Source organism: Nocardia coubleae NBRC 108252, assembly GCF_001612805.1.
GTDB lineage: Bacteria > Actinomycetota > Actinomycetes > Mycobacteriales > Mycobacteriaceae > Nocardia > Nocardia coubleae.
On record NZ_BDBD01000001.1, the window covers coordinates 132,785 to 149,376 of the forward strand.

The 16,592-nt window shown below is 68.7% G+C and carries 17 protein-coding genes; 11 read left to right on the top strand and 6 right to left on the bottom strand.

Going from position 1 to position 16,592, the window contains the following annotated elements:
- The first annotated feature begins 65 nt into the window (after positions 1–65).
- The 6 genes from NCO8_RS00675 to NCO8_RS00700 all read left to right on the top strand — a co-directional run bounded on the left by NCO8_RS00675 (position 66) and on the right by NCO8_RS00700 (position 5,864).
- The gene (locus NCO8_RS00675) at positions 66–1,553 is read left to right on the top strand and encodes an aldehyde dehydrogenase family protein (RefSeq protein WP_067635475.1); all 1,488 of its coding nucleotides are present in this window, start codon (positions 66–68) and stop codon (positions 1,551–1,553) included.
- Complete coding sequence (locus tag NCO8_RS00680) at positions 1,553–1,960, top strand: DUF779 domain-containing protein (protein ID WP_067635477.1); 408 nt, start codon at positions 1,553–1,555, stop codon at positions 1,958–1,960. The genes NCO8_RS00675 and NCO8_RS00680 overlap by 1 nt, the downstream gene beginning before the upstream one ends.
- 183 nt (positions 1,961–2,143) lie before the next feature.
- Positions 2,144–4,489, top strand: coding sequence for a sensor histidine kinase (locus NCO8_RS00685; RefSeq protein WP_067635558.1), 2,346 nt, complete (start codon positions 2,144–2,146; stop codon positions 4,487–4,489).
- 1 nt (position 4,490) lies between these two features.
- Positions 4,491–4,898, top strand: a complete 408-nt coding sequence (locus NCO8_RS00690) for a roadblock/LC7 domain-containing protein (RefSeq protein WP_067492231.1) — start codon at positions 4,491–4,493, stop codon at positions 4,896–4,898.
- 11 nt (positions 4,899–4,909) lie between these two features.
- Complete coding sequence (locus NCO8_RS00695) at positions 4,910–5,284, top strand: DUF742 domain-containing protein (protein ID WP_067492230.1); 375 nt, start codon at positions 4,910–4,912, stop codon at positions 5,282–5,284.
- A complete protein-coding gene (locus NCO8_RS00700; RefSeq protein ID WP_067492229.1) occupies positions 5,265–5,864 on the top strand; it encodes a GTP-binding protein in 600 nt (199 codons plus the stop codon). The genes NCO8_RS00695 and NCO8_RS00700 overlap by 20 nt, the downstream gene beginning before the upstream one ends.
- Before the next feature lie 45 nt (positions 5,865–5,909).
- Here NCO8_RS00700 and NCO8_RS00705 read toward each other — a convergent pair whose 3' ends face one another.
- On the bottom strand, positions 5,910–6,764 hold the full coding sequence (locus NCO8_RS00705; protein ID WP_067635479.1) for an SDR family NAD(P)-dependent oxidoreductase: 855 nt from the start codon (positions 6,762–6,764) through the stop codon (positions 5,910–5,912).
- A 210-nt stretch (positions 6,765–6,974) separates the two neighbouring features.
- Between NCO8_RS00705 and NCO8_RS00710 the strand changes: the two genes are divergently transcribed.
- On the top strand, positions 6,975–9,161 hold the full coding sequence (locus NCO8_RS00710) for a molybdopterin oxidoreductase family protein (protein WP_067635481.1): 2,187 nt from the start codon (positions 6,975–6,977) through the stop codon (positions 9,159–9,161).
- Between the two features lie 19 nt (positions 9,162–9,180).
- On the opposite strand, the gene NCO8_RS00715 is transcribed toward NCO8_RS00710, so the two are convergent.
- Together NCO8_RS00715 and NCO8_RS00720 are read right to left on the bottom strand one after the other, a co-directional pair.
- Positions 9,181–10,221, bottom strand: a complete 1,041-nt coding sequence (locus tag NCO8_RS00715) for a fused (3R)-hydroxyacyl-ACP dehydratase subunits HadA/HadB (protein ID WP_067635484.1) — start codon at positions 10,219–10,221, stop codon at positions 9,181–9,183.
- Between the two features lie 112 nt (positions 10,222–10,333).
- The gene (locus tag NCO8_RS00720) at positions 10,334–10,834 is read right to left on the bottom strand and encodes a hypothetical protein (protein WP_067635486.1); all 501 of its coding nucleotides are present in this window, start codon (positions 10,832–10,834) and stop codon (positions 10,334–10,336) included.
- A gap of 148 nt (positions 10,835–10,982) precedes the next feature.
- Here NCO8_RS00720 and NCO8_RS00725 point away from each other — a divergent pair, with 148 nt between their 5' ends.
- The 3 genes from NCO8_RS00725 to NCO8_RS00735 all read left to right on the top strand — a co-directional run bounded on the left by NCO8_RS00725 (position 10,983) and on the right by NCO8_RS00735 (position 13,974).
- Positions 10,983–11,699 (top strand): metal-dependent hydrolase, encoded by a 717-nt coding sequence (locus tag NCO8_RS00725; RefSeq protein WP_067492224.1) that lies wholly within the window; start codon positions 10,983–10,985, stop codon positions 11,697–11,699.
- A 209-nt stretch (positions 11,700–11,908) separates the two neighbouring features.
- Complete coding sequence (locus NCO8_RS00730) at positions 11,909–13,165, top strand: lipase family alpha/beta hydrolase (RefSeq protein WP_067635488.1); 1,257 nt, start codon at positions 11,909–11,911, stop codon at positions 13,163–13,165.
- Complete coding sequence (locus NCO8_RS00735; RefSeq protein ID WP_067635490.1) at positions 13,162–13,974, top strand: HugZ family pyridoxamine 5'-phosphate oxidase; 813 nt, start codon at positions 13,162–13,164, stop codon at positions 13,972–13,974. Before NCO8_RS00730 ends, NCO8_RS00735 begins: the two co-directional genes overlap by 4 nt.
- Before the next feature lie 4 nt (positions 13,975–13,978).
- Here NCO8_RS00735 and NCO8_RS00740 read toward each other — a convergent pair whose 3' ends face one another.
- The gene (locus tag NCO8_RS00740; RefSeq protein ID WP_067635492.1) at positions 13,979–14,329 is read right to left on the bottom strand and encodes a hypothetical protein; all 351 of its coding nucleotides are present in this window, start codon (positions 14,327–14,329) and stop codon (positions 13,979–13,981) included.
- Between the two features lie 69 nt (positions 14,330–14,398).
- Positions 14,399–14,983: an HdeD family acid-resistance protein gene (locus NCO8_RS00745; RefSeq protein ID WP_067635494.1), complete on the bottom strand. Its 585-nt coding sequence runs from the start codon at positions 14,981–14,983 to the stop codon at positions 14,399–14,401.
- Positions 14,984–15,149: 166 nt separating this feature from the next.
- Between NCO8_RS00745 and NCO8_RS00750 the strand changes: the two genes are divergently transcribed.
- Positions 15,150–16,130 carry a glycosyltransferase family 9 protein gene (locus NCO8_RS00750; protein ID WP_067492219.1) on the top strand — a complete coding sequence of 327 codons (981 nt, stop codon included), beginning with the start codon at positions 15,150–15,152 and terminating at the stop codon, positions 16,128–16,130.
- On the opposite strand, the gene NCO8_RS00755 is transcribed toward NCO8_RS00750, so the two are convergent.
- On the bottom strand, positions 16,112–16,465 hold the full coding sequence (locus tag NCO8_RS00755; RefSeq protein ID WP_067492218.1) for an ArsR/SmtB family transcription factor: 354 nt from the start codon (positions 16,463–16,465) through the stop codon (positions 16,112–16,114). The genes NCO8_RS00750 and NCO8_RS00755 overlap by 19 nt on opposite strands.
- Positions 16,466–16,592 lie beyond the last annotated feature (127 nt).

Genomic DNA, 16,592 nt, shown 5'->3' on the forward strand with positions numbered 1-16,592 from the left:
CTCGTACCAACCTTCGCCGACCATAGTGTGTCCCACCACGCACGAGGTCGCGAGGAGCGAGACGCATGATCTACGGCAAGCCCGGATCGGATACCGGCATAGTCAGCTATGCCGCCCGATACGACAACTTCATCGGAGGCGAATGGGTCGCCCCCGTCGAAGGCCGCTATTTCGACAACACCTCCCCGGTCGACGGCGAGACGTTCTGCGCCGTTGCCCGTTCCGGCGCCGCCGACATCGACCTGGCGCTCACCGCCGCCCGCCGCGCCGCTCCCGGCTGGGCCGCGACCTCCCCGGCCGACCGCGCGGGCATCCTGCTGGCCATCGCCGACCGCATCGAGAACAGCATCGAACCGCTCGCGGTGGCCGAGACCTGGGACAACGGCAAACCCGTCCGCGAGACCCTGCACACCGATCTGCCCCTGGCCGTCGACCACTTCCGGTATTTCGCCGGCGTGCTGCGCGGACAGGAGGGGACGATCTCCACGGTCGACAGCGAGACCGTGGCCTACCACCTGTCCGGTCCGCTCGGCGTCGTCGGGCACATCCTGCCGTGGAACTACCCGATCCTCACCGCCGCATGGGAACTCGCGCCCGCCCTCGCTGCGGGCAACTGCGTGGTACTAAAACCGGCCGAGCAGACACCGGCCTCGCTGCTGCTCGTCGTGGAGCTGATCGCCGACCTGCTGCCCGACGGTGTGCTCAACGTGGTCAACGGATTCGGGGCGGAGGCGGGCGTTCCGCTGGCGCGCAGCCCGCAGCTGGACAAGCTCACCTTCACCGGTGATACCGCGACGGCGCGGCTGATCCTGCGGCACGCCGCCGAGAACATCGTCCCGGTGTCGCTGCGGCTCGGTGGCAAGTGCGCCAACGTGTTCACCGCCGATGTCCTCGCCGCCGACGACAGATTCCTCGACAGTGCCGTCGAGGGATTCGTGATGTTCGTCCTGAACCAGGGTGAGGTCGGCACGTGCCCGTCACGTGCGCTGATCCACTCGTCGATCTACGACGAGTTCCTCGCCCGCTGCATCGCCCGCACCGAGGCCGTCGTGTCCGGTCATCCCCTCGACACCGAGACGATGATCGGCGCGCAGGCCGGCAACGACCAGTACGAAAGGATCCTGTCCTACTTCGATATCGGCAGAGCCGAAGGCGCCCGCGTGCTGACTGGAGGGGAAGCACGCAAGGTCGACGGCCTGCCGGGTGGGTACTACATCGAACCCACCGTCTTCGAAGGCGACAACTCGATGCGGATCTTCCAGGAGGAGATCTTCGGCCCGGTGCTCGGGGTGACCCGCTTCGACACGCTCGACGAAGCGGTGCGGGTCACCGACGACACCTCCCACCGCCTCGGTGCGGGCGTGTGGACCCGCGATCTCGGCACCGCGCACCGGTTCGCGGGCGCGGTCGGCACCCGCCGGGTGTGGGCCAACTGCTACCACCCCTACCCCGCGCACGCCGCGGGCGAGAACACCGCCATGATGCTCGGGCGCTACCAGCGGTCCAAGAACCTGCTGGTGCGCCATTCGACGACGACACCAGGGATGTTCTGATGCAGAACACGATCCACCGCGTGGATATCACCGAACGCGCCCAGGACCTGCTGCGCCGCGTCATCGAGGACAACGGCCCGGTGCTGTTCCGGCAGGCGGGCGACTGCTGCGGGGACGACTCCGCGCCGATGTGCTTACCCACCAGGCAGTTCCCGATCGAGAAGAGCGACATCCTGCTCGGTCGGCTGAGCTGGCACACCGAATTCTGGATCAGCCCGGAGCAATTCGAGTGCTGGAAAGACACCCACCTCACCATCGATGTGACCCGTGGACCCGCCTCCGAGCAGTCCCTGGAAGCCTCGCACGGCCTGCGATTCGTGCTGCGCGCGCGGCAGTTGACCGCGGCGGAGAACGCCGCGCTCGCGGCCGCGCCGCCACCGCGCACCGGCGCCGACCGCACGCTGTAGGCGCGGGAGAAGACCTGACCTGGCCCACCCCTCCGGGTACGCCAGGGCACGGCGAGCCCCCGCCGACTGGGCCATCGCGGCTCAGCCGGCGGGGCGAGCTCGAGGTCGCCCCGAATGCCAAATCGCGTCTCGCTCAGCGAGACCCGTGCGGCAACACTGCAACAATTCCGTTACGTTATGGCGATGTTCTTAGCGAGACTCGGTGTTCGCACCCGGATTCTGGCGATCGCTCTCATCCCCAGTCTGACCCTGGTGGTGGTCGGCGTCGGCACGGCGGGCTACCTGGTCGAGGAGAGCAACAAGGCCAAGACCTGGGCGACGGAGATGCAGGCGGCCGTCCCCTATACCCGCGCGCTGATCGAAGCGGTGCAGTCGGAACGTCAGCTCACCCTGGCCTATCTGGCCGGTGACGACACCGCCGCCGACGCCCTCGGCCCGGCCAGGACCCGCCTCGACGCGGCCGTGCAGGGCCTGATCGATATCTCCACCGATATCCGCGCGGTCGACGATTCCGAAATCGGTGACGACAAGGGCGGATTCAACACTCTCAAGACGCATCTGACCGGTGTGCGCCAGGGCGCCGACGCGCGGATGCTGCCCGCCAACGACGCCTACACCTTCTACAGCCGCCTGCTCGACGTGCTCACCCAGGGCACCAAGGTGGCCGAGCGCGCCGCCCCCGACGCGGAGGTGGCCTCCGGTGTGGCCGAGGGCGTGCGTCTGCTGCACGCCGCCGAGGCGATGTCGCGCAGCAACGCGATCTCCCTGTCGCTGGTCACCGCTGACGGCCCGACGGGCATCCCGATCGAGGAGCTCATCAACCAGATCGGTTACTACCACACCGAATTGGCCGGCATCGTCACCGAGCTCGACGAGGACGAGCGCGCCCCGATCGCCGCGATGATGTCCTCGCCGCACTTCGCCCAGCTCGCCGCGATGGAGTCGGCGATCGTGAGCCGTTTCGCCGCGCCGCAGCAGCCGACCGGCTCGTCGAGCCGCACGCAGACCGTCACCGCCCTGCCCATGTCGATCCCCGAATGGCACACCGCCGCAGGCGAAGTCAACCGGGCCATGATCGAGGCCTACGGTGCTCACAACAGCCATATCCAGAAGCTGGCCGAGAAGACCGCACAGCGCGCCGAGGTGAACGCGGCGATGGCCGGTGGCGGCGTCGTCGTGGTCAGCCTGCTGGCGTTCCTGGTCGCGGTGATCCTGGCCAACCGGATCATCCGCCGCCTGCGCAGGCTGCGCACCGAAACCCTCGCCCTTGCCGACGAACAGCTGCCGGCCACCATGCGCACCCTGCGCGAGGGCGGTCAGGTCGATCCCGCCGACATCGCCCCGAAGCTCGACTTCGGCCGCGACGAGATCGGTCAGGTCGCCGACGCCTTCGAGCACGCCGCCGCGGCAGCGCTGCGCGCGGCCGTCGACGAGGCACGCACCCGTGAGGGTGTGCGCGCGGTGTTCCTCAATATCGCCCACCGCAGCCAGATCGTGGTGCATCGTCAGCTCGAGATCCTCGACGAAGCCGAACGCAGCCAAGAGGATCCGGCGTTGCTGGAGACTCTGTTCCGGCTCGACCACCTGGCCACCCGTGAACGCCGCAACGCCGAGAACCTCATCATCCTCGGCGGTGGCCGCCCGGGTCGCCAGTGGCGCAACCCGATTCCGCTGATGGACATCGTGCGCAGTGCCATCGGTGAAACCCTCGACTACGCGCGGGTGCGGGTCACCAAGCTGCCCGAGGTCGACGTCGTCGGCACCGTGGTCGCCGACCTCGTGCACCTGCTCGCCGAACTCGTCGACAACGCCACCGCCTTCTCCCCGCCGCAGTCGCGGGTCGAGGCGGGCGGCAACATCGTCGGCAAGGGTGTGGTCGTGGAGATCACCGACCAGGGCATGGGCATGAGCCCCGAGGATCTGGCCCGCTACAACGACATGCTCGCCGATCCGCCGGACTTCGGCGTGGGCACGCTGTCCTCGGATTCGCGTCTCGGCCTGTTCGTGGTCGCGAGACTGTCCACCGCGCACGGTGTTTCGGTGCGGCTCAGCGAATCCGACTACGGCGGCATCCGCGCCATCGTGCTCATCCCGCAGAACCTGCTCGCCGGGACGGCGGCGATGCCGAGCTCGCCCGCGACCACCGGTCCGCTGCGCCGTGGGCTGCCCCGCCCGCACGAGCAGGCGCCCGCCGCCGCGCTCGAGCAGGCACCGGTGGCCACCCTGGTCGCCGAACCGCCCGCACCGCGCACCGCCGAGCCGATCGTCGACACCCGCGTCGTCGAGGTCGAAGCCCCGCCGCAGCCGGAGACCGGCCCTGACGGCAGGCCCCTGCTGCCCCGCCGTCAGCGGCAGACGAATCTGCGACCCGAACTCGCCGAGGAACCGACCACCGCCGAAACGACCGCGCCCGCGCCGCGTCCCCGCTCCGCCGAGCAGGCCCGCGACCTGATGTCCGCGATCGAGATCGGCACTCGACAGGGCCGCAAGCCCCTGTCGAACTCTCACCAGGACGAACAGGAAGGCTGAGGTGAACTCTCCCCAACCAGGTGATCTCAACTGGCTGCTCGACGATCTCGTCGACCGGCTGGCAGGGGTCCGCTACGCGGTCGTGTTGTCCACCGACGGGCTGCTGCTCGGGCGCTCCACCCAGATGAAGCGGGAGGACGCCGAGCATTTCGCGGCGATGTCGTCCACGCTCTACGGGCTGGCGCGCAGCGCGGGCAACCGGTTCGACGGCGGCGGCGTACGCCAAGCCGTGATCGAACTCGATCGGGCCGTCCTGTTCGTGACCTCCGCCGGTGACAACGCCTGCTTGGCGTTGCAGGCCACCGAGTCGGCCAATCTCGGGATGGTCGCCTACGAGATGAACCTCACCGTGCAGCGGGTCGGCAGCTTCCTGTCGGCGGAACCGCGTCACGGGCTGGCCGAAATATAGGACGCGGCACCATGACTCGACTCGGCGATCCGTGGTTCGACGACGCGGCCGGACCCCTGGTCCGGCCGTACGCGGTGACCCGCGGCCGCACCATGGGTGCGGCGCACGACCTGGACATGCTGACAGTGGTTGTCGCGGTACATCCCGCGCCGACCCTGCGCAGGCCCGAACCCGAGTACGGCACGATCGCACAGCTGTGCAAACGTCCGCAGTCGGTGGCCGAGGTGTCGGCCGTGCTGAAACTTCCTCTTGCGGTGACCAAGATCCTCGTCGGTGATCTCATCGGCGACGGCCACCTCATCTTCCGGGCTCCGGTAGCGGCCGAGGCAGGCGCCGGCGACCTCAACGTATTGCGAGCGGTTCTGGATGGCATCCGAAAACTTTGACCCGACCATGAGCAGGCACCTCGCCGCCTCGGTCAAGATCCTCATCGCCGGCGGCTTCGGCGTCGGCAAGACCACGATGGTCTCCTCGATCAGCGAGATCGCCCCGCTGCGCACCGAGGAGCTGATCACCGAGGTGAGCACCGGTGTCGACGATCTGTCGGGGGTGGAGCAGAAGTCGACGACCACGGTCGCGCTCGACTTCGGCCGCATCACCATCGACCGCGACCTGGTGCTGTACCTGTTCGGCACGCCCGGCCAGGACCGCTTCTGGTTCCTGTGGGACGAGCTGTGCCGCGGCGCCCTCGGTGCGATCGTGCTCGCCGATACCCGCAGGCTGAGCAATTCCTTCGCCGCCGTGGACTTCTTCGAACGTCGTGGGCTGCCGTTCCTGATCGCGGTGAACTGCTTCGACGGTGCTCCCCGCTACACCGTGGACGAGGTCCGCGACGCGCTGGACCTGGACCCGAACACCCCGGTGATCCTGTGTGATGCCCGCGACCGTCCGTCGGCCAAGGCGGTGCTCACCCACCTGGTGGAGTACCTCATCGACCGCGCCACCCGCACGCCGGTCACCACCTAGCTCCCACGGCGACGCCCACCAGCACCCTGGTGGGCGTCGCCGCTTTCAGTGACCGCCCGGTGCGGCGACCGCTCGTTCGGCGGCCCGGCTGGTCGCCTCCCACGCCGCCCAGGTGTCGAGCTTGGCGCGGGTGAGGTCGAAGGCCAAGTCGTACACCATGTTTCCGAGCAGCAGGCGCCGCGGCGGGTCGTCGGAGCCGACCAGTTCCAGCAGCGCCTCGGCGGCCAGCGCCGGTTCGCTGTCGATGGAACCCTCCGCCCACTGTGCCTCCAACTGGGCGCGCAGCGGGGCGTAGGCCTCGATCGGTTCGGTGTTGCGCATCGCGGTGTAGAGCTCGGTCCAGTAGCCACCGGGCTGCAGAATGCTCACCCGCACATCGAAATCGGCCGCCTCGAGCGCGAGTGCCTCACTCATGCCCTCTAGCGCGAACTTGCTCGCGGCGTACATTCCCGACAGCGGGAATCCGGCCAGACCCCCGATGCTCGAGACCTGGACGATGTGGCCCGAGCGCTGCGCCCGCAGGTGCGGGAGGACGGCCTGGCTCACCCACAGGGCGCCGAAGAAGTTCACCTCGAACTGGGCGCGGGCCTCGTCCTCGGTGAATTCCTCGATCATGCCCATCGACAGGGTGCCCGCATTGTTCACCACGATGTCGAGGCGGCCGAAGTGCGCGACAGCTTCCTCGACGGCACCGATCACGGCGGCCCGGTCGGTGACGTCGAGGGTCAGGGGCAGTACCCGGCCCGGGTGGGCGGCGGCGAGTTCGTCGAGTGCGGCGCGGGTGCGGGCGGCGGCGACCACCCGGTCCCCTGCGGCGAGCGCGGCCTCGGCGAAGGCGCGGCCGAGACCACGGCTGGCGCCGGTGATGAACCAGGTGCGGGTAGATACGGCGGTGGTCATGTCACTCTCCTATCCAGACGAGACGGTCCGTCTCGACTCACGAGTTACACCATGCCAACAGTCGGCCACGCTGTCAAGACGCAACGTCTCGTCTCTTTAACCTTGGTGAGCGCCACGCGCTCTCCGAGATATCCGCCCGTAGTCGGATCTGCGGACCGCCCGAACCGGTTAGCGTGGAACCAGGCGGTTCTGCGGAAGGCGGGAAAAGCTGTGGACAGCAAGACGATCGCGCGCCAATGCACACTGTGCGAGGCACACTGCGGAATTCTGGTGACAGTGCGGGAGGACCGCGTCACCCGGATCGAAGGCAATCCCGACGACGTTCTCTCCCGGGGCTACATCTGCCCCAAGGCCACCGCCATGGGCGGCCTGCATCACGACCCCGACCGATTGCGCACCCCGATGCGACGCACCGCCACCGGATTCGTCCCGGTGACCTGGGACGAGGCGTTCCGCGAGATCGGCACCAGACTGCGAGCCGTGCGCGCCACGCACGGCCCGAGCGCGATCGCCATGTACATGGGTAACCCGGCAGCGCACAGTTCGTCGGTGCTCTACGGCGGGTTGTTGCGAGCGGCCCTGTTCACCCGCAACTTCTTCACCGCGTCCTCGATCGACCAGTTCCCGCAGGAATTCACCGCCTGGCGGATGTTCGGATCGAATGTGCTGATGCCGGTGGCCGATATCGATCGCACGCACCGACTGGTGGTCCTCGGGGCCAATCCGGCGGTGTCGAACGGCTCGATCACCACCATGCCCGGCGCCAAACAGCGCATCAAAGACGTCCGCAAACGGGGTGGGACGGTGGTGGTGATCGACCCGCGCCGCACTGAAACCGCCCGCCTGGCCGACGAACACATCGCCGTGCGGCCGGGCGGTGACGTCTATCTGCTGCTCGGCATGCTGCACGTGCTGCTCACCGAGGGGTTGTGCGACGAACGCCGGGTGCGCGGGCAGTGCGTGGGTCTGGACGAACTCAGCGCCTTGGTCGCCGACACCACGCCGGAGCGGATGGCCGGTCCGGCCGGGGTCGAGGCCGACACCATCCGCAAGCTCGCCCGCGACCACGCGGCCGCGCCCTCGGCGGTGCTGTACGCGCGCATCGGTGTGTGTCAGCAGGTCACCGGCACCCTCACCCACTGGCTGGTGAACACGATCAATGCCGTCACCGGCAATCTCGACCGGCCCGGCGGTCAGATGTTCGCCACGCCCGTCGTCGACGGCGCGCGGTACGCCAAGTACCTGCGGGTGGGCCACGGCGCGTGGACCGACCGCACCGGCGCCTACCGGTCCTTCCGCAGCGAATTGCCCGTCGCCGCCCTCGCGCACGACATCCTCGAACCAGGCGAGGACCGGATCCGGGCGATGATCACCTACGCGGGCAACCCGGTGCTCTCGACACCACAGGCGGGCAAGCTCGACGAAGCCCTCGCCGCCCTCGACTTCTTCGTCGCCGTCGACATGTACATCACCGAGACCACCCGGCACGCCGACTTCATCCTGCCGCCCGTCTCCGCGCTGGAACGCGAGGAGCTGAACCTGCTGTTCCCCATTTTCAGCGTGCGCAACAACGCCCGCTACGACGCGAAGGTGTTCGACCCACCCGCCGACGGCAAGGACGACTGGCAGATCCTGGCCCGCCTCGTCACCGAGGTGATCCCACTGCCCGCCCGCCGGTTCACCGGCCGGGTCCTCGACGCGGTCTTCGAACAGCTCAGCCCCCTGCGCTTGACCGCGGCCGCGGTGGCGGCAGGCCCCTACGGGGTCCTGCGGCGCGGCCGGAAAGGTTTGACACTCGGCAAGATTCGCGACACACCGGGCGGCATCGACCTCGGTCCGTTGCGCCCCCGCCTACCCGAACTGATCGGCACCCCCGACCGGGCGGTCCACCTGGCACCCGACGATTTCCTCACGGCGGTCCGCACAGTCCTCGACGAAACCGACTCCCCCACAACCGAATACGACCTGCAACTGATCGGCCGACGGCACCTGCGCAGCAACAACTCCTGGCTGCACAACATCGAGTCGATGGTCAAGGGCCGCGACCGCTGCACGGTCCTGATGCACCCCGACGATGCCGCCGCCCGCGGCCTCGCCGACGGCGACCAGGCCACCGTCGAGTCCCCGGTCGGCGCCATCGAGGTTCCGGTGGAGATCAGCACCGACATCCGGGCCGGTGTGGTGGCCGTGCCGCACGGATACGGCCACCGCGAACCCGGCGTCGGCTGGCAGGTGGCCGCCGCGCTGCCGGGCGCCAATGTCAACCTGCTGCACGACCCGGCCCGCACCGACCCGCTCTCGGGCACGTCGGCGGTGAACAACACCTGGGTGCGGGTCGGCCGGGTCGAGAAGGCAGGCAGCGCAACCGGATCCGAGGTGGCCGTGGCGCCGCGGTGAAGTCACCGCGGCGAGACGGTCAGCGGAAACGCAGGTCGGCGGTGGCCAGACCGAAGATCTTGCGACCGGCCGACTTGGCGACGACCGCGATCACCGCGGTGCGGGTGACCGGATCCAGGGACTTCACCCGGCCGGTGTACTCGACCTGTCCACCCTCGCGGCCGACGATCGTGTAGTTCGACAGGCGGACACCGTAGCGGGTCACCGCGCCCGGATCGCCCGACCAGGCGGACAGGAAGCCCGCACCGAGGCCCATGGTCACCATGCCGTGGGCGATGATGTCGGGCAACCCTGCCAGCTGGGCGATGCGCTCGTCCCAGTGGATCGGGTTGCTGTCGCCGGACACACCGGCGTAGTTCACCAGATCGCCGCGCGACAGGCGCGCGTCGCGCAGCGGCAGTTCGTCGCCGACGCTGAGGTCCTCGAAGGCGAGCGTGGTGCTCGGCACCCGGGCGGCCCCGGCGGCGGACAGGTGGATGTCGCCCTCGGGGCGGCGCGGGGTCTCGACGTCGGACGCGGCGGCGTCCTTGTCCTGGCTGAAGACCTTCACCCCGTGCACCATCACGTTCTCCACCGCACGAGTGATCTCGGGGTCCACCCCGTCGTCACCGGTGATGCCGACGACCGTGGTGTGCATGATGTGCACGGTCTCGCCGGATTCGTCGGCGAAGGTGTTGGTGACGGTGATGAGGTCCTTGCCCGCGATGCGGCGCACCGAGGACAGTTCCACGTCCACGGTCAGGCGGTCACCGGCGACGATCGGCTTGTGCTGCTCGAAGACCTGCTCGGTCTGCACGAACATGTCGTAGCCGACGACCACCGATTCGAACAGGTGCCGGTTGGCCGCCATCGCGGGAATGGAGACGAACGTCAACGGGGCGACCAGACCCTGGTACCCGAGCGCGGCGGCCGCCTCGTCCTCCCAGTGCGCGGGATGGAAATCCTGCACCGCGCGGGCGTATTCGCGCACCTTCTCACGGCCGACCTCGTAGACGTCGTCCACCCGGTAGTAGTGCCCTACCTTCGACGCGATATCGGGGGCTTCGGCCACGGAAGTCACTATGGATCACCTTCGTTCGGGGGACGGACTCCCGGCAGGGTAGCCGACGAGCCCGTCCACCGGGCGCACCATGGCACAGTTCACAATCACGCGACCTGTGCGATGGGCTCGATCAGAACGAGGGGACGTCGCTCGTGGAGGCGTTGCCGCCGATCGAGGGCTGCAGGGTGATCTCCCACTCGGTGTCGGCGTCGAACACGTCGTCGAACTTCGAGAATTCCTGATCCCGGGTGAAGCCGAGTGCGGCCTGGTCCCAGTCGGTTCCGTACTTCATGTAGACGAAGTAGGAGCCGGCAATGCCGCTCAGCGTGGCGTTGGAGTTGCCCTGCACGTAGATCGTGGCCTGCGGCGACTTCGGGTCGCTGCTGGTGACGACGATCGCGCAGTCGGAGGAATTGCCGTTGACGATCTTCAGCTCGCCCGACCCGTTGAGGCCGTTCTGCTGGACGACGGCGCCGTTGTCGGCCCGGCGGTTCTGCAGCGGGGCGGCGACGGTGCTCGAGGTCGAGGTGGACCTCTGACCGGTCGGTGCGGACTTCGTGTCGTCCAGGCAGGCGCTCGTGGCGAGCGCGGTAGCAATGGCGATCACGGCGAACAGGCGGCGGTGAAGCATTCTTCCCCCGTACTCAGGACCGGAATTCGATACCGGTGTCGGCGCACAGTATTGCGCGAAATGCCGGAATTGTCAGATCGCCTGTCGGCGTTGCCGGTTCACTCCTGGGCATATGCGAGCAGGTCCTTACTTCCTCTAACGTTGCGGGGTGCTAGGACATTCACACGCGACCAGTGGGGCGCTGGCCTGGGCGGGGACCGCCGCGGCGCTGCCGCTCACCGTCGCCGCCTTCCCCCTGTTCGACAGCGAGACAACACGATTCGGCGTCGCCGAGCTGATCATGGGTACCTTCCTCACCGCGGGCGCGGCCCTGCTGCCGGACGCGGATCACCCGAGCGGCACCATCTCGCACGTGCTCGGGCCGGTGTCACATCACCTGTGCCGCTTCATCTCCTGGGTGTCGGGCGGGCACCGGCACGGCACGCATTCGCTGTTGTTCGTCGCGGGCGCGGTGGGCGCCACCTGGGCCGGTGAGCACTGGCTCGGCAGGCCGTTCACCTTGAGCCTGGTGTTCTTCCTGCTCGCGCTGGCGGTGCGGTCGTTGCACCTGTGTCCGCCGGGCAAGAGTGTGCGCACGTACGGCACGGTGATCGTGCTGGCCAGCGCGGGCACCTTCGCGGTCGACCACTGGATCGTCGACCGGCCCGCCTGGTTGCCGATCTGCGTCGGCCTCGGCTGCCTCGCGCACCTGCTCGGCGACTGCCTCACCGAGCGGGGCTGCCGGCTGCTGTGGCCGTTCCCGCTGCGCACCCGGGTGCCGCTGATCGACCGCACCGGCAACCGGGTGGAGACCTGGGTCATCTCACCGCTGTTCGTGCTCGGCACGATGGGCGCGCTCTGGTACGCAATCACCCAGCAGGGCTGACCGCGCAAGGACGGCGGAACCCCTCACCCCGCCGTCCTTGCCCGTTCTTTTCCTCGGTGTTCCAGCGAGGCTTATATATTTAGATGCGCATATCGCGCTGATCTAATGCCTTGTGCTGGAACACGGAACCCGACCGGTGAGTCCGGTCAGATCTCCCGAAGCATCCCCGAATCCGCCGCGTTTCAGTGCACAGTTGTACTCTCAAAAGCGTGACCGAGCAACTCCCCCAGTCCCAGGCCGAAGTCCAGGCGCTCGCCCGCCTGGCGGGCGACGAGTTCGTCGGTGCGGTCGACGGGATCGCGGCCATCCACCGCGCCATCAGCGATCGGGTGTTCACCGCCGTGCGCGCGGGCGTCGGGTCGGCCGCGGACCCGGTGAAGGTCGTGCACGACGCCATCACCGAGAGCGTGTACGCGGTCGTCGGCGGCACCGGCTACGTCGTCGGCGAGATGGCGAGCGCGGTGCAGGTACCCGGCCTGCCCGCGCCCTCGCGCACCGTCTGGGGCGCGGGCTTCCTCGCGGCCGTCCAGGGACTGATCGGCGACGCGCTCGAGGACGACGCACCGATCCTGGCCTCCCCCATGACCATTCGTGTCGACGGAGCCCCGGTCCCGGCCGAACAGCTGGCCGCGCACGTTCCCGTGCCGACCACGAAGCTCGTCGTCCTGCTGCACGGGCTGGTCGAGACCGAACACGCCTGGCGTCTGGGCGGCAGGCCGACCTACGGCGAACGCCTCGAAGACGACCTCGGTTACACCCCGGTCTTCGTGCGCTACAACACCGGCCTGCACATCTCCGAGAACGCCGCGCAACTCGACGCCCTGTTGACCCGGCTGGTCGAGCAGTGGCCGCTCCCGGTCCACGAGATCTGCCTGATCGGGCACTCCATGGGCGGGCTCGTCGCGCGCAGCGCCTGCCACCGGGCCGAGCAGAGCGACGCCGTCTGGGCGCGTTCGGTGCGACAGGTGGTGTGCCTCGGCTCGCCGCATCTTGGCGCCCCGCTCGAACAGTTCGTGCACTACGCGGCCGCGGTGCTCGACCGGCTGCCCGAGACCCGCCCGCTGAGCACCCTGCTGCGCAGGCGAAGTGCGGGTATCCGCGATCTGCGCCAGGGCTCCCTCGTCGACGAGGACTGGCGCGACCGGGACGTCGACGCGCTGCGGGCCGAGGCGGTGCGCGAGGTACCGCTGCTGGCCGGTGCCGACCACTACTTCGTCACCGCGACCGTCACCCACAGTCCGAAGCATCCGCTCGGGATGGTGGTCGGTGACGGGATGGTGTTGCGTGGGAGCGGTTCCGGGGTCGGGCACAGCAGGCGCATCGGTTTCGACAGCGGCAACGGGTTGCATGTACCGGGCGCCAACCATTTCAGCCTGCTCAATCACGACGCCGTCTACACCGCACTGCACGGATGGTTGTCGGGGACGCCCCACCATCCGGTCCAGCTCGATACGCTGGGGTCATGACTCTCGACCACGGCGATCCCGGCGACGCACCGGCCATTCCGCTGCCCACCGCTCCCCTGGCCAACGACGCGCGACCGTCCGCCGCCGAGGAGGCCAGAACGATTGCGGCCGCGTCCAATACGGGCACCCTGGCCAGCCTGACCGCCGACGGCGCGCCGTGGGCGTCGTTCATCACCTACGGGCTGCTCGACGGCGCTCCCGTGCTGAGCGTGTCGCACCTGGCCGAGCACGGACGCAATCTGGCCGCCGATCCGCGCGCCAGCATCGCGATCGTGACGCCGGACATGCCCGCCGATCCCCTGGCGGGCACGCGTATCACCCTGGCCGGTGTGGTGGAGCGGCCGACCGGCGCCGAGGCCGAGGCGGCCCGCGCCGCGCACCTGGCCGCGGTGCCCGCGGCCAAGTACTACATCGACTACAGCGATTTCACGCTGTGGGTGCTGCGAGTGGAACGAGTGCGCTGGGTCGGCGGCTACGGCCGGATGGAGTCCGCGACTGCCGCGCAGTACCTGGCCGCGCGACCGGACCCGATCATGCCGCAGGCGGCGCCCGGCATCGCCCACCTCAACGCCGACCACGCCGACGCCCTGCTCGCCATGGCCACCCAACTCGGCGGCTTCCCCGATGCCACGGCCGCGAGCTGCGAACGGGCCGACCGCTACGGTCTCGAACTGCGGGTCGAGACACCGCGCGGAGTGGCCCGCACCCGCGTCGGCTATGCCGAACCGCTCACCGAGATCGGTCAGTTGCGAGCCGCGACAGTGGAGTTGACGCGCCGGGCGCGGGCGATGGCCGGTCAGGTCTCGTAACCGGTCAGTTCCAGAGCACGGCGACCAGCACGTTGACGATGGCGAGTCCGCCCGCGGCATCGGTCATCCAGCCGACCTGCTTGCCGCGCTTGGCATCGGCCCGGCCGACTTCGGCGAACCCGGCCACCGCGATCGAGATGACGAGTTTCACCGCCAGTTTGGTCGTGTCGGGTTCCTTGTCCAGCGATTCGAGGCCGGAGGCGAGGCCCGCGAGGATCACGCCGGTGACGAGCTGGGCGCGGGCGCCCCACACCATCAGTTCCGAGACCACCGGGCGCGACGCGACATACCCACCGACCACCGCGGCCATGCCGAGCAGATGGGTGACGACCACCAGGTCGTAAACGAATTCCATGACTGCCGAGGGTAGTTCACACGACAATGGCCGGCACCCGATGGCGCCGGCCATTGCGGACGAATGTAGCTAGCGGGTGGCCTGGTCGAGCAGGTGCGCGTCCTTCCGCATCCCGAACGCCGTGACGACCTCCATGATGCCGATGACGATCAGGAAGATACCGACGACGAGAACCAGCGTGGCGATGGAGCTGATCGGCCAGACGATCAGGATCACACCGGCGATCGCGCTCAGCACACCGTAGAAGATCTGCCAGCCGCGGCCCGGAATGCTCGGTTCCGAGATCGCCGCGAAAAGCACGGTGATACCGCGGAACAACCAGCCGATGCCGATCCACAAGCCGAGCAACACGATCGAGGTGAGGTCGTCGCGGAAGCAGAACACACCGATGATCAGCGACAGCACACCGCTGATGAACGAGAGCACCCGCAGGCTCGTACTCGGCAGATGAGTGAATGCGGCGACCAGCTGGAAAATACCGCTGGCAACCATATAAATACCGAAGAGCACGCCCGCGACGAGCAATGACGGACCGGGCCATACGAGCACGATGATGCCGAGGACCACCGCGAGAAGACCGGTGACCAGAATTGTTTGCCAGGTTTTCTTGGCAAGCGCGGTAAATGGGCTCTCCAACACGGTATTTGTCGTCATGACGAGATGTTATGCCCGCCAGCTCTCATTCCCTGGAAAGTTGCTGAAGCTGTGATCGTGTCGCGGCACACAACCCGCCGCCGAACGGGCGGGACGCGGCGCGCGGTGACGAGCGACACCTCATTGCCACTGCGAACGTTTGGCGCGTTCCGGTCCCGGGTAGGTGATGGGAGTGTCGGTTGTACTCGTGCTGCAAGCTCGTGGACTCGGTGATCTGCTCGCCGCGGTCCCGGCTCTGCGTGCCCTGCGCCGGGCCGAACCAGGCAGCCGGATCGTGCTGGCCGCGCCCCATCGCCTCGAACAGATCGTCGACCTGATCTCCTCGGTCGACGAACTCGTCGCCACCGCCGATCCGGCGGCCCTGATCTGGGACGGTCCCGCGCCCGAACTGGCGGTGAATCTGCACGGCCCCGACGGTGCGAGCGCGCGAGCGCTGGCCGATACCGGCGCCAAGCGGATCATCGGGCACCGGACGCCGGGCCTGCCCCGGCTCACCGGGCCGCGCTGGGATCCCGAGGCCCATGTGGCGGATCGGTGGTGTCAGTTGCTCGAGAGCGAGGGCATCACCGCCGATCGGCGCAATCTCGGGCTGGTCCCCCCTGTTGCCTCCATCAGCCGTCGCGACTGCGTCGTGGTGCATGTCGGCGCCGGTGCGCCTGCGCGCCGCTGGCCGCCGGAACGGTTCGCCGCCGTGGTGCGGCACCTGATGGTCCTCGGCCGCGACGTGGTGCTCACCGGCGATCCGTTCGAACGCGACATCGCCGTGCAGGTGGCCGCGCAGGCCGGCCTGCCCGACGACCGGGTACTCGCGGGCAGGCAGAACCTCACCGATCTCGCGGCCACCGTGGCGGGCGCCGCCCTCGTGATCTGCGGCGATACCGGCGTCGCGCATCTGGCCACCGCTTTCGGCACCCGGACCGTGCTGCTGTTCGGGCCCACCCCGCCGCGTCGTGGCGGTCCGCCCGCGCATCTGCTCGGCAGGCACGCGGTGCTGTGGGCAGGGCAGGTCGGCGATCCCGATGCCCGCACCCCCGACCCCGGCCTGTTGCGCATCGGAGTACCCGAGGTGATCGCCGCGGTCGACGCGCAGCTCGACAAGCAGGATTGGGCCGAGTCGAGTCGCTCGCGTTATCGCCGGGTGGGCTGACCGGCGGGCGGTACCGCAGTGGTCGGCTGACCGGCGGCGCGCAGCGCGGCGGCATGGGCGGCCAGTGCGCTCGGCCAGAACTGTTCGAGGTAGTCGCGTGCGTCGTTGAGGCCGCGCGGATCCAGTGAGTACAGGTGGCGGTTGCCGTCGCGGCGCATGCTCACCAGGTGCGCCTCGCGCAGGATGCGCAGGTGCTGGGAGGCGGCCGAGCTGGTGATACCGGTGGCCTCGGCCAGCTCGGCGACCGAGCGTGGACCCTGCGGCAGCGACTCGAAGATCGCGCGCCTGGTCGCGTCGGATAACGCGGTGATTGCCCGAACTCCGTTAGCGTCCACTGAACAAGTGTGCGCGGATAACGCCTGGTCGGCAATGATCTTGCGGTCACGGTATTTCACCCGGTCGCTCCCGGGAATTTCTGTTTTCGAGATGCGATTGTTATAGATCAACTGGGGTTTTAGCCGC

What these genes read in the sequence shown, in the direction of transcription:
- NCO8_RS00675 (WP_067635475.1), top strand. Translation starts at nt 66, where the DNA reads ATGATCTACGGCAAGCCCGGATCGGATACCGGCATAGTCAGCTATGCC.
- NCO8_RS00680 (WP_067635477.1), top strand. Translation starts at nt 1,553, where the DNA reads ATGCAGAACACGATCCACCGCGTGGATATCACCGAACGCGCCCAGGAC.
- NCO8_RS00685 (WP_067635558.1), top strand. Translation starts at nt 2,144, where the DNA reads ATGTTCTTAGCGAGACTCGGTGTTCGCACCCGGATTCTGGCGATCGCT.
- NCO8_RS00695 (WP_067492230.1), top strand. Translation starts at nt 4,910, where the DNA reads ATGACTCGACTCGGCGATCCGTGGTTCGACGACGCGGCCGGACCCCTG.
- NCO8_RS00700 (WP_067492229.1), top strand. Translation starts at nt 5,265, where the DNA reads ATGGCATCCGAAAACTTTGACCCGACCATGAGCAGGCACCTCGCCGCC.
- NCO8_RS00705 (WP_067635479.1), bottom strand. Translation starts at nt 6,764, where the DNA reads ATGACCACCGCCGTATCTACCCGCACCTGGTTCATCACCGGCGCCAGC.
- NCO8_RS00720 (WP_067635486.1), bottom strand. Translation starts at nt 10,834, where the DNA reads ATGCTTCACCGCCGCCTGTTCGCCGTGATCGCCATTGCTACCGCGCTC.
- NCO8_RS00735 (WP_067635490.1), top strand. Translation starts at nt 13,162, where the DNA reads ATGACTCTCGACCACGGCGATCCCGGCGACGCACCGGCCATTCCGCTG.
- NCO8_RS00740 (WP_067635492.1), bottom strand. Translation starts at nt 14,329, where the DNA reads ATGGAATTCGTTTACGACCTGGTGGTCGTCACCCATCTGCTCGGCATG.
- NCO8_RS00745 (WP_067635494.1), bottom strand. Translation starts at nt 14,983, where the DNA reads ATGACGACAAATACCGTGTTGGAGAGCCCATTTACCGCGCTTGCCAAG.
- NCO8_RS00750 (WP_067492219.1), top strand. Translation starts at nt 15,150, where the DNA reads ATGGGAGTGTCGGTTGTACTCGTGCTGCAAGCTCGTGGACTCGGTGAT.